The following is an 11,907-nucleotide window of genomic DNA, read 5'->3' as shown; positions in this document are numbered from 1 at the left end:
TAAAAAAGTTTTGATTACAACATAAAGATAAAATTGGCAAAATTGGAAAAAAATAAAAAAATCCTCAAATGAGGATTTTTTAAGCATCTTTCCAAACTTCTGTTGCTATTTCTTTTACAAGTTGTAATTTTTTAAATTGGTCTTCTTCTGTTATGTTATTTCCGTCTTCTGTTGAAGAGAAACCACACTGTGGACTTAAACATAATCTTTCAAGAGGAATGTATTTGCTTGCTTCTTTTATTCTTTCTTTTATTACTTCTTTATCTTCCAAAGTTCCTTCTTTACTTGTAATAAGACCAAGTACAAGTTTACCTTCTTTTAATTTCTTTATTGGTTCAAAAGAGCCTGCTCTGTCTGTATCGTATTCAAGGAAAAATCCGTCAAATGGAGCTTTAAATATATAATCTTCAACGAAAGAATAATCTCCTTCATATAACCAGCTGCTTTTGAAGTTTCCTCTACAACAATGTGTAGTTATTGTCATATCGTCAGGTCTATTTTTAAGAGAGTTTACCGTGATTTCTGCGAAGTCTTTTACTAAATTTTTTGTATCTATTCCTTTTTCTTCCAAAGCTTTTCTTTGTCCTTCGCTAAATAATGCACCCCAAGCAGTATCATCAAATTGAAGATATCTGCATCCTGCGTCATAATATGCTTGTATTGCATCTTGATATACTTTTGCTATATCTTCTTTTAATTTTTCAATAGATGTATAATTTGTGTCTTTTTTAAATAAATCAGAATTTACAACTCCGGAATAATAAATCATGTTAGGTCCCGGAATTGTTATTTTTGCAACAGCATCATCCCCGCATAATTCTTTTAAATATTTAAAGTCATCAAGGAATGGGTGGTCTTTTGGGAAAGAAATTGTATCTTTAACATAGTAAGATTTTAATTTGTTCATTGTTCCTTGAAATTTACCTTGCATATCTAAAACGTAAGTCTTTATGCCATTTAAGTGAGCGATAAAATCATAATGCCAGTATTCTCTGTTAAATTCTCCGTCTGTAATTGCTTTTAAGCCGATTTCTTTTTGTTTTTCAACGATTTTTTTTATTTCTTCTCTTTCGATTTTTTTATAATCTTCAAAAGAAATACTTTCATTTTCTAAATTTTTCTTTGCTTCTTTAAGTGTATTTGTTCTAAGTAGGCTTCCTACTTGGTCATATCTGAATGGTCCTTTTGTCATTTTTAATACCTCCGAGTTAATATGTTATTTATTATACTCCTATTTTTTTTGTTTGTATAATATATAAATTTATGGATTTGATATAGTTTAAAATTATACCTGTAATGTAATATATTTTTTGTTTTATATAAGAACATATAAAATTTTATAAAGTTTCGTTTTTTATTTGATTATGTTTTGTCATATGGTTTTAGGTTTATATGCAATCATTATGATTGCAATGAAAAATACATTTACTTTTAATAAAATAAAAAGTATAATTAAATAATCAAATAATAAAAGAGGATAAAAATGATAACATCTAAAACAAATAAATTAATTAAACTTATAAAAAGTTTAGAAAAGAAAAAATATAGAGATAAGAACAATATGTATATTCTTGAAGGAAGGAAGTTTGTTCTTGATGCAATAAACGGGGGAGGGAATATTAAATATATCATTGCAACCCCTGATTATGTGAAAGACTATAAAGATGCAATAGAAGTAAGCGAAGAGGTTTTTGATTATATTTCAACCACCAAAACACCTCAAGGGGTTCTTGCAGTTTTAGAAATAGAGTATAAAACGTTAGATGATATAAAGGAAAGTGCTAATATATTATACCTTGATAATCTGCAAGACAGCGAAAATGTCGGAGGGCTTATAAGAAGCAGTGTTTGTGCTGATTTTGACGGTGTTGTAATAACAAAAACAACCGCTTCTCCTTTTTCTGCAAAGGCAGTAAGAGCCAGTGCAGGAAGTATTTTAAATACAAAAATAATTAAAGATGAAGATTATGTTGTTTTAAATGAATTAAAAGAAAAAGGTTTTGAGATTATTGCTTCTACTTTAAAGGGAAGTGAGAAGAATGATTTTAATAGTAAAAAGAATGTGCTTATTGTAGGGAACGAAGGAAACGGAATAAGCGATGAATGTCTTACATATGCAACTAAAGAAGTAAAGATTCCAATGAGCGGAAAGTGCGAATCTTTAAATGCAAATGTAAGCGGTGCAATACTTATGTATAAAATTTATGGATATTAAAAAAAGACCGATTAATCGGTCTTTTTTATTGTGCTTTTTTATCAAAAGCTTCTTTAACCATTTCTTTAGTAATGGTAATATCTTTCACATCTTCATTGTTTGGAGCTTCGTACATAACATCAAGCATAATATCTTCAAGTATGCTTCTAAGTCCTCTTGCTCCTGTTTCTCTTTTAACTGTTTCGCTGGCAATTAAATCTATTGCATCTTTATCAAAATGAAGATTTACATCATCAAGACTTAATAAGTATTTATATTGTTTGATTAAAGCATTTTTAGGTTTTGTTAGGATATTTATAAGTGCTTCTTCATCAAGTTTTTTAAGAGATGCACTTATAGGAAGTCTTCCCACAAGTTCAGGAATCAAACCGTATTTTACAAAGTCTTGAGGTTGTGCCATGCTTAAAAGTTCATCAGATGATTTATCTTTACTTCCTTGTATATCATTTCCAAAGCCCATTGAGTGGGTACCGAGTCTTTTTTTGATTACTTCGTCAAGTCCGTCAAAAGCTCCGCCGCAGATAAACAAGATATCTTTTGTATCAATTTGAATGAAATCTTGATGAGGATGTTTTCTTCCTCCTTGAGGAGGTACGTTTGCAACAGTTCCTTCAAGTATTTTAAGAAGTGCTTGTTGAACACCTTCACCGCTTACATCTCTTGTTATTGATGTGTTTTCGCTTTTTCTTGCGATTTTGTCGATTTCATCTATATATATTATACCTTTTTGAGCAAGTTCAATATTATAATCTGCTGCTTGGATAAGTCTAAGTAAGATGTTTTCAACGTCTTCTCCAACATATCCTGCTTCTGTAAGTGCCGTTGCATCAGCTATTGCAAAAGGAACTTTAAGTATTTTTGCAAGGGTAGATGCAAGAAGAGTTTTACCGCTTCCGGTAGGTCCTGTAAGCAAGATATTGCTTTTTTGAAGTTCAACCTCGTTATCTTCTTTTTGTTTATCGGTAACGTTTATTCTCTTATAGTGATTATAAACTGCAACCGCTAAAGTTTTCTTTGCTTCGTCTTGTCCGATAACATAATCATCAAGTAATTCTTTTATTCTTTTTGGTTTTTCAACTTCATTTAGATTTGGAGTTAGAGTATCTGTAAATTCTTCATCGTCATATAATGTTTCGTTGAACATTTCGCTGCATAAAGCGATACATTCATTACAGATGAAAACTCCAGGTCCGGCTACTAAACTTTTAACTTCAGATTGACTTTTACCGCAAAACGAACAATGGTTTTGGTTTTCGTAATTGTTATTTTCGTCACTCATTATAATAGCCCTCCTTTATTATCTTTTTTCAAAGACCTTATCTATTAAGCCGTATTCCATAGCTTCTTTTGCACTCATAAAGTTATCTCTGTCGGTATCTTTTTCGATTGTTTTTAATGTTTTTCCTGTTTGTTTGCTAAGTATTTTGTTTATGTCTTCTTTAATTTTCAAAAGTCTTCTTGCATGGATTTCAACATCGCTGCTTTGACCTTGGAAACCGCCAAGAGGCTGATGAATCATAACTTCACTGTTTGGAAGGGCAATTCTTTTTCCCTTTGTTCCGCAAGCAAGCAAGAATGCACCCATTGATGCTGCCATACCGATACATATTGTAGATACATCGCATTTGATGTAATTCATTGTATCATATATAGCCATACCGGCAGTTACACTTCCTCCCGGAGAGTTGATGTAAAGTTGAATGTCTTTTGAGCTGTCTTGAGCTTCCAAAAATAACATTTCTGCAACAACAAGGTTTGCAACCTCGTCGTTTATTTCTCCGGTTAAAAATATAATTCTGTCTTTAAGTAATCTTGAGTAGATATCATAAGAGCGTTCTGCTCTACCTTCATTTTCCACTACCATTGGAATTAATGGCATAAAAAGTACCTCCGTATTGTAGAATTATTTTGCTTCTTCTTCTTTTACCTTGGCATTTTCAATTAGGAAATCAAATAATTTTCTTTGTTTGATGAAGTTGTTGATATAATCTTTTGTTGTATCATCCATTGTTTTTTTGAAGTCTTCAACTTTTTGATTATAAGCTTTTGCAAAGTTTGCGATTTCTTCTTCAACTTCTTCATCTGTTGCTTCAAAGTTTTCAACTTCCATAAGTTTTGTAAGTACCAATTCTTGTTTTACGTCATGTTCAGCTTGTTCTTCGAATAATTTCATGAAATCATCTTCGTTTTTGCCGCCGTTTTGACTTTTCATTACATCATAGTATGTTTTAGGGTCAATTCCGCTTTGCATGATTTGTTGTTCAAATTGAGCTTTTACGTCTTCTGCTTTTCTTTCGATCATGCATTTTGGAATATCAATTTCAGTGTTGTTGCAAACTTCTTCAACGATTGTGTTGATAGCTGCTCCTCTTAAATTGTTTTCTCTTTGTTGTTTGATTGTTGCTTTTAAGTCTTCTTTGTATTCATCAAGAGTATCGAATTCGCTTACGTCAGCTGCGAAATCATCATCAAGTTCAGGAAGTTCTTTTGCTTTTACTTCATGGATTTTTACTTTGAATACACTGTCTTTTCCTGCTAAATCAGGAGCATGGTATTCTTCAGGGAATGTTACGTTAACATCAACTTCTTCACCTGCTTTTTTACCGATAAGTTGATCTTCAAATCCAGGAATGAAAGAGTTGCTTCCAAGAACTAATGGATAGTTTTCGCCTTTTCCGCCTTCAAAAGCTTCATCTCCTACGAAACCTTCAAAGTCGATAACAACTGTATCTCCTTCTTTACTTTCTGTGTCTTCAACGCTTACTAATCTTGCGTTTTGTTCTCTTACTCTGTTAAGTTCGTCTTCAACGTCTTTTTCTGTTACTTCGTATTCGATAGGGTATATTTCGATACCTTTGTATTCGCCAAGTTCAAATTCAGGTTCTAATTCAACTTCAATAGTAAATGTAGCACCTTCTTCTTTGCTTATGCTGTCTAATTTTGTCATTGAAGGCATATTTACTGGTTTTAAATCATGTTCTTTGATAGCTTGTTCGTATTCAGCTGGGAAAGCTTCGTCTAAAGCATCTTCAAAGAATATTCCTTCACCGAATTTTCTTTCAATAATTTGTCTTGGGGCTTTTCCTTTTCTAAAACCGTCAATGCTGAATTTACCTTTGTTTTTTTTGTATGCAGCATCGATAGCTTTGTTAAAATCTTCTGCGGAAACAGTAATTGTAATTGTTGCCACATTGTTTTCTTTTTTATCTAATATTGAACTCATTTATAATTTTACCTCCTAAGTCCCATCTAATCAAAATAGTATTATATCATAAATGACGAGAAATTCAAGGTTTACGAGAGTTTTGTTTGTAATATATGTTTATTTTTTTTGTTTTTTTTATAAATTCATATTACCTTTTGATTTTAGCTATTTCTTTTTCAATTTCTTGTAAAAATTTTTCTTTTACTTTTGAAAAAATTTCCTGTTTTCTCCATGCAAAAACCACTCCTACTTCCATTTTGGGTTTTAGGGGAATAAAAACCAAATTGTTTTCTTTTGTGCCTTGAATTATCTTATCTAAGCAAAGAGCATATCCTATGTCTTCCATAACCATTAAAGATGCATTATATAAAAGATTATATGTTGCTTTTATGTTTAAAGATTCAAAATCACCGGAAATAAAACCGCTGAATTCATTTTTTACTATTTGCTGAGATGATATTATAAGAGGAAGTTTTTTTAAATCTTCCTTTGTTATATATTCTTTTTTTGCGATTTCGCTATCTTTTTTTGCTAAAATTCCCCATGTATCATGATAAGGAAGTTTTATGTAGTTATATTTTTTTATGTTTACAGGCTCAATGAAAAGGGCAAAGTCCAAAAGACCTTTATCCAGTTTTTCTCTTATGTCGTTGGAATTTCCGCTGGTTATGTGAAACTTTACGTCATGTTGTTTAGAGAAGTTTTTCATTGCTTTTGCTATCATTCTTACAGAGTATGATTCACCACAGCCTATATATATCTCTCCCTTTAAATTTTGTCCTAAATATAACATTTCTTCTTTTGTTTTGTTTGTAAGCTCTATTATTTCTTTTGCTCGTTTTTGTAAAATTCTTCCTTCTTCTGTTAATGTTATTTTCCTTCCTCTGATAAAAAGAGTTTTTCCAAGCTCCTCTTCCAGTTCTTTGATTTGTCTTGAAAGAGGAGGCTGGGTCATATTTAAGACTTTTGCGGCAGAAGAGATACTTTCTTCTTTTGCAACGGTTAAAAAATAATTTAGTACTTTTATATCCATTTAAACGCTCCTTTATTAGTATACTTTTAAAGTATATTATCTTATATAATATATATATTTGATATTATAACATTTAGGATTTATAATTAAAAGAGAAGTAGTTTATTAAAAAGGAGATAACATGGAATTAAAAGATTACTTAAATCATTTAAACGAAGGTAAGGTAGTTAAAGGCGGAAGCGACGTACATTTATATATGCATAAAGTAAGCGATGAGGCAAGAAGAATTACATCACAAATAAATGGAAAGTATCATACAAACGATGAAATAAGAGAATTATTCTCAAAACTTATTGGAAAAGAAGTTGATGAAACATTTGCTTTGTTTCCACCTTTTTATTCTGACTGTGGTAAAAATATAACCGTTGGTAAAAATGTATTTTTCAACTCCGGCTGCTGTCTGCAAGATCAAGGAGGTATTGAAATAGGGGACGGTTCACTTCTTGGGCATAACGTTGTAATAGCAACCCTTAATCACGATTTTAATCCAAATAAAAGAAGCGATATGCATCCAAAACCTGTAAAAATTGGTAAAAACGTATGGGTTGGCGCAAATTCTACAATAGTACCGGGAGTAACCATAGGAGACGGAGCAATAGTTGCCGCAGGGGCTGTTGTAACAAAAGATGTTGAAGCAAATTCAATCGTAGGAGGAGTTCCCGCAAAATTTATTAAATATATTATTGAAGAATAAAGCACGGTTGTTACCGTGTTTTTATTTTTTTTTGACAATTTAAGTATTTAAGAATATACTTAAATAAAAAAATTAGGAGAAGTTAATGAAAAGTAAATTTTATGCGGTTGTTTCAAATAATTGCGTGGCCTGCGGTGCTTGTATGAAAGTATGTCCAAGAGAGGCCATAAAAGTAAAAAAAGGAGTAAGAGCTTTTGTTGATGAGTCTTTATGCGTTGGATGCGGGCTTTGTGTCAATACCTGCCCTGCGGGAGTAATCAGCAAAGTAGAAAGGGGAAAAGATGAATAAGAAAAAACATTGGTATGATTATTTGTGGATATATACACCACTATATTTGATTTTAGGTTTATTTAACATATTATTTGCATGGCTTGGAATGATTGAATTTTTAATTCCTCTTTTTATTGCATTATTTGGAGGAGGAAAAGCTTTTTGCAATAAATATTGTGCAAGGGGGCAGTTATTTGATATACTTGGTAATAAGTTAAATTTATCAAGAAAAAAAGTTCCTCCAAAATTTTTATCGTCTAATTGGTTTAGATATTCATTTTTATTATTTTTTATGAGTATGTTTGTTTTAATGATAATAAACACCATAAACGTATTTTGGGGAGTTAATGATTTAAAGGAAGTAATAAAAATTTTATGGACTTTTAAGGTTCCTTTTGGATTTTCTTATACTTCGTCTATTTTCCCAGACTTTGTAGCACAGTTTGCATTTGGAATGTATGGCATGATGCTTACATCTTCTATTTTAGGTTTTGTTACGATGTTATTTTTTAGACCTAGAAGCTGGTGTGTGTACTGTCCTATGGGAACAATGACACAGTGTGTGTAAAATAAAGGAAGGTGGTTTTAGTGGAATTAAAAGCGCAGAAAGTAAGTGATGTTTTAAAAATAATATCAAATAAAAATCGTCTTCTTATTCTATGCTATTTGGAAGAGGGAGAATTAAGTGTAGGTCAATTAAGCGAAAAAATTGATTCCATTTCCATGGCTGCAATTTCACAGCATTTAAACGCACTTAAACTTGCGGGTATTGTAGAAAGCGAGAAAAAGGGATTAAGTGTTTTTTATCATATAAGTGATATGAGAGTTGTTGAAGTTATGAAAACTTTAAAAGAACTTTACTATAAATAAAAAAAGAAAGTATTTATACTTTCTTTTTTTTAAACTTCGTTGATGATTTGTACATCTTTCATTTGTTTTTTTATGTATTCGATGTTTACATCTTTTATCCATATATTTCCATTGTCAACACCAAGTTTATTTCCGTCAATATAGCAAATAAGCTTTGTTGAATCTTTGAAATATACATATAAGATTTCGCTGGTGGATTCGTTGTTCCCAAGAATTTTAATTTTATAACTGTCCAAAGATCTTATTATTTTTGTTACTTCGTTGTCATTTCCGCTTATGGATTTTTTTTCTTCCACAACTGACATGAAAGGCTCGCCTTTGTATTTAATGTATTCTATTTTTGTTATTTCTTTACCGGCTATTTGGTTATCCATTACGGAAGATAGCATGCTGTTTTTTGCAATCTTCGGAGTCAGAAACAAAATTAAAATTAGTATTATTCCTATAGCAATAAATGGAATATATTTTTTTTTGAAATTTAAGTTAATTTTAGAATTCATTTTTCTTTAATTATTTTAAATCCTTTCCTTTATAACCAATTACTTCCATTACAGGGATTACGAACATAAATCCAAGCCCTTTGGTTTCTATATTGCCAAGGAGTTTCATAATTTCTATTTTTACTTCATCAAGCTTTTCTTCGCTTTTGATAATTGAAATTATTGTAACGTTTTTTGGTTTGTTTCCGTTTAAAATTTTTCTGATAGAAGTAAATGTATAATCTTCATTATTATAATGCATGTTTACTTTTCCAAGTCCCGTTGAATTAAACAATGTTCCTCCCACTTCACATCTGGACAATATTTCATGCACATCATCCACCAAATACATATCGTTTAAAATGATAAACAGAGCATACATTTTTCTACCTCCACACGTATCATATATAATTTAGTGTAACACAATTTTTTAAAAAAATCTAATAAAAAACAGAGGTTTGGTATTTTTTCTTGTATTTTAAATTTAGTTAGGGTATAATTAATAAATGATTAGACAATTTCTAAAGATTATTTAAAGAGAGGTTGATATAATGGCAAAAAGCAAGCTTCAAGTATCTAATAAAAGGGTTAATTACGAACAAATTGATACTATTGTGGGAAGTGATATAACTTTTATCGGAGATCTTGCAGCCGGTGGAAACGTAAGATATGAAGGTAACTTAAAAGGTAATGTTAATTTAGCCGGTAATATTATTGTCGGAAGAAATGCGTTTATTGCAGGTAACATTAATGCTAAAAATGTTCATATAATAGGTACGGTGGAAGGAATTGTTACATGTGAACAATTAAAAATATTATCTACCGGTAAACTAACCGGAGACGTTTATGTTGATAACATCATCATTGATGAAGGTGCTATTTTTATAGGTGCATGCAAAACAAAAGTTGCAGATATGGAAGATGAAACTCAAATAAGCGAAGCAATGGCAAGCGATAAAGATGTAGACTTAGACACAAAAGAATCTGAAGAAGCTTAATTTGTGATAACCTTAATCTAAAGTTTAAATAAATTCTTTATTGAAAAATTTAAACAATTTAATTATTTGGAGGTAAGAAAATGAAAATAACAAAAGAAATGGGAATTATGGATATAGTAAACAAATATCCTCAAGCTGTTTCAGTATTTCAAGCATACGGAATGGGATGTGTAGGATGTATGGCAGCAAGATTTGAAACATTAGAAGAAGGAGCTATGGCTCACGGAATCAACGTTGACGAACTTGTTGATGATTTAAACGAAAATATTTAGTTTTAAAGCCTCTTTTATCAGAGGCTTTTTTTGAGGAGATTTATGGCGAAACATTTGTATGAAAATATATATGAAAAAGCAGATTATGTAAGAGAGAAATATTTTGTTGATACTTATCCCGTAAGTTTTGATAAATTTGATGAAATATTTGAAGATTTACACTATAAAGTGAAATTTTTTGATAATTGCGATAAGTCATGCGTTATCGGAAATATGCTTATTGTAGGTAATACTTCAATGGATGAAGAAGAATTTTTAAGGAAAAATTCTACACTAAGTGATGAGACAAAAAAGAGGAGAGAGGCTTTGGCTCATGAAGCAGGGCATTTGTTCTGTCACAGCATAAATCAGCTTGAAAGTTTAGACTTATCCCTTAATAAAGAAGAAGCTCAGGCTGATGCTTTTTCTTTGTATTTTCTAATTCCCGATGATTTGTTTGAGAGTTTTTATAAAGAGTCTTATAATTCTTATGGCTCTTTTAATTATTATGAAGCCAGTGATACTTTTGGGGTTACTGTTGAATTTATAAAAAAGAGAAAAAAATATTTTGAAAAAAGTATGAGACACGAAAAAGAAAGGTTCTTTGATGATTTTTAAAACTTCCTTAATATTTGAGGAAGTTTTTTTGTGACTAAAATGTGACCAAATGTTCTAATATTATTGCAATTTACCTAAAAATATATTATCTTTAACATATACATATAAAGAGGAGAGAAAAATGAACATATCAAAATGGCTATGGCTTATTTCAACTCAAAATATCGGTGCAAAAAGAGCAATTGATTTATATGATTATTTCGGTTCAATTGATGCGGTATATGAAAATGATAATATAAGCGAATATATGAAAATAAAGGGCATAAATATGGATACTGCTACAAGAATGGTTACCGACAAGGATTTGAAGAAATACGATAGAATAATAGATAAAATGTATAATGAAAGCATAAACTATATTACCATGGACGATAAGTATTATCCTTGTGCTTTAATGGATACATACGATTATCCTCCTGTGCTTTTTTATAAAGGAAAGAATCTATTTATGGAAGATAATCCAATGATTTCAATGGTTGGAACAAGAAGAGCAAGCAATTACGGTATGAATGTCGCAAAGCAGTTTGCAAGAGAATTTTCAAATAACGGTCTTGATGTTGTAAGCGGTATGGCAATAGGAATAGATACATATGCCCATAAAGGAGCCTTAGAGGGAATGGGGGATACCATAGCTGTTTTAGGATGCGGGGTAGATAAAGTTTATCCTAAATCAAACAGGAAGATATATGATGAAATAATAGAAGGAAGAGGTATGGTTGTTAGCGAATATTTGCCAGGAACGGAACCTTTAAGTCATCATTTCCCTGCAAGAAACAGAATAATAAGCGGGCTTTCGCAAGGAACTGTTGTTATAGAAGCATCCTTTAAAAGCGGGTCTTTGATAACTGCAAAATATGCTAACGAACAGGGAAGAGAAGTTTATGCAGTTCCGGGAAATATAACTTCCAGAGTATGCGAAGGCAGTAATGCATTATTAAAAGACGGTGCCAAAATTATTTTAAGCGCAAATGATGTTTTGGAAGATTTATATTATATTTTAAAAAGACCTGTTATGCATAAGGTGACGGAAATTATAAAAGAAGAAGATTTTTATGATGATATTTTGAATAAATATAATTTAACAAAAGAAGAAAAGCTTATATGTGAACTTATAAGAGATGGTGACAATACGGCTGATTTAATAAGCAGAAAGCTTTCAAAAGAAATAAACTTTATAAATTCAACCTTGACAATGTTAGAAATAAGAGGTATTGTTATTAGCACAGGCGCAAAGCTTGAATTAAGATAGGCTTTGAAGTCTATTATTACTTGA

16 protein-coding genes are annotated in these 11,907 nt (G+C 30.8%); 9 read left to right on the top strand and 7 right to left on the bottom strand.

Annotated elements, in window-relative coordinates; translation table 11 throughout:
• Positions 1–79 precede the first annotated feature (79 nt).
• Positions 80–1,192, bottom strand: coding sequence for a 5-methyltetrahydropteroyltriglutamate--homocysteine S-methyltransferase (locus M6G78_RS01565; RefSeq protein ID WP_253229422.1), 1,113 nt, complete (start codon positions 1,190–1,192; stop codon positions 80–82).
• 291 nt (positions 1,193–1,483) lie between these two features.
• Here M6G78_RS01565 and M6G78_RS01560 point away from each other — a divergent pair, with 291 nt between their 5' ends.
• Positions 1,484–2,215 carry an RNA methyltransferase gene (locus M6G78_RS01560; protein WP_253229421.1) on the top strand — a complete coding sequence of 244 codons (732 nt, stop codon included), beginning with the start codon at positions 1,484–1,486 and terminating at the stop codon, positions 2,213–2,215.
• A gap of 25 nt (positions 2,216–2,240) precedes the next feature.
• Here the strand turns inward: M6G78_RS01560 and clpX are convergent, their stop codons facing one another.
• The 4 genes from clpX to M6G78_RS01540 all read right to left on the bottom strand — a co-directional run bounded on the left by clpX (position 2,241) and on the right by M6G78_RS01540 (position 6,453).
• Positions 2,241–3,494 carry an ATP-dependent protease ATP-binding subunit ClpX gene (clpX, locus tag M6G78_RS01555; protein WP_138269045.1) on the bottom strand — a complete coding sequence of 418 codons (1,254 nt, stop codon included), beginning with the start codon at positions 3,492–3,494 and terminating at the stop codon, positions 2,241–2,243.
• An 18-nt stretch (positions 3,495–3,512) separates the two neighbouring features.
• On the bottom strand, positions 3,513–4,094 hold the full coding sequence (clpP, locus tag M6G78_RS01550; protein ID WP_138269046.1) for an ATP-dependent Clp endopeptidase proteolytic subunit ClpP: 582 nt from the start codon (positions 4,092–4,094) through the stop codon (positions 3,513–3,515).
• 24 nt (positions 4,095–4,118) lie between these two features.
• Entirely contained in the window at positions 4,119–5,438 is a 1,320-nt protein-coding gene (gene tig / locus M6G78_RS01545; RefSeq protein WP_138269047.1) for a trigger factor, read from the bottom strand.
• Positions 5,439–5,568: 130 nt separating this feature from the next.
• Positions 5,569–6,453, bottom strand: coding sequence for a LysR family transcriptional regulator (locus M6G78_RS01540; protein ID WP_138269048.1), 885 nt, complete (start codon positions 6,451–6,453; stop codon positions 5,569–5,571).
• Between the two features lie 121 nt (positions 6,454–6,574).
• On the opposite strand from M6G78_RS01540, the gene M6G78_RS01535 reads away from it, so the two are divergent.
• The 4 genes from M6G78_RS01535 (at position 6,575) to M6G78_RS01520 (ending at position 8,288) form a co-directional block, all read left to right on the top strand.
• Positions 6,575–7,147 carry a DapH/DapD/GlmU-related protein gene (locus tag M6G78_RS01535; RefSeq protein ID WP_138269049.1) on the top strand — a complete coding sequence of 191 codons (573 nt, stop codon included), beginning with the start codon at positions 6,575–6,577 and terminating at the stop codon, positions 7,145–7,147.
• Positions 7,148–7,232: 85 nt separating this feature from the next.
• Entirely contained in the window at positions 7,233–7,436 is a 204-nt protein-coding gene (locus M6G78_RS01530; RefSeq protein WP_138269050.1) for a 4Fe-4S binding protein, read from the top strand.
• Entirely contained in the window at positions 7,429–7,986 is a 558-nt protein-coding gene (locus M6G78_RS01525; protein ID WP_138269051.1) for a 4Fe-4S binding protein, read from the top strand. Before M6G78_RS01530 ends, M6G78_RS01525 begins: the two co-directional genes overlap by 8 nt.
• Before the next feature lie 20 nt (positions 7,987–8,006).
• Positions 8,007–8,288, top strand: coding sequence for a helix-turn-helix transcriptional regulator (locus M6G78_RS01520; RefSeq protein ID WP_171020622.1), 282 nt, complete (start codon positions 8,007–8,009; stop codon positions 8,286–8,288).
• A gap of 29 nt (positions 8,289–8,317) precedes the next feature.
• On the opposite strand, the gene M6G78_RS01515 is transcribed toward M6G78_RS01520, so the two are convergent.
• Entirely contained in the window at positions 8,318–8,788 is a 471-nt protein-coding gene (locus M6G78_RS01515) for a hypothetical protein (RefSeq protein WP_253229420.1), read from the bottom strand.
• A gap of 10 nt (positions 8,789–8,798) precedes the next feature.
• Entirely contained in the window at positions 8,799–9,149 is a 351-nt protein-coding gene (locus M6G78_RS01510) for a hypothetical protein (protein ID WP_138269054.1), read from the bottom strand.
• A gap of 169 nt (positions 9,150–9,318) precedes the next feature.
• Here M6G78_RS01510 and M6G78_RS01505 point away from each other — a divergent pair, with 169 nt between their 5' ends.
• From M6G78_RS01505 to dprA, 4 genes are all read left to right on the top strand, one after another.
• A complete protein-coding gene (locus M6G78_RS01505) occupies positions 9,319–9,765 on the top strand; it encodes a polymer-forming cytoskeletal protein (protein WP_138269055.1) in 447 nt (148 codons plus the stop codon).
• A gap of 80 nt (positions 9,766–9,845) precedes the next feature.
• Positions 9,846–10,037 carry a DUF1858 domain-containing protein gene (locus M6G78_RS01500; RefSeq protein ID WP_138269056.1) on the top strand — a complete coding sequence of 64 codons (192 nt, stop codon included), beginning with the start codon at positions 9,846–9,848 and terminating at the stop codon, positions 10,035–10,037.
• Between the two features lie 42 nt (positions 10,038–10,079).
• Positions 10,080–10,634 carry an ImmA/IrrE family metallo-endopeptidase gene (locus tag M6G78_RS01495; protein WP_138269057.1) on the top strand — a complete coding sequence of 185 codons (555 nt, stop codon included), beginning with the start codon at positions 10,080–10,082 and terminating at the stop codon, positions 10,632–10,634.
• Between the two features lie 121 nt (positions 10,635–10,755).
• The gene (gene dprA / locus M6G78_RS01490) at positions 10,756–11,883 is read left to right on the top strand and encodes a DNA-processing protein DprA (protein WP_138269058.1); all 1,128 of its coding nucleotides are present in this window, start codon (positions 10,756–10,758) and stop codon (positions 11,881–11,883) included.
• Positions 11,884–11,907 lie beyond the last annotated feature (24 nt).

The sequence above is a fragment of the Anaerofustis sp. NSJ-163 genome (genome assembly GCF_024135845.1).
Classification (GTDB): Bacteria; Bacillota; Clostridia; order Eubacteriales; family Anaerofustaceae; genus Anaerofustis; species Anaerofustis butyriciformans.
Note: the sequence above shows the minus strand (reverse complement) of the source record. Positions and strands in the feature narration are given on the sequence as shown.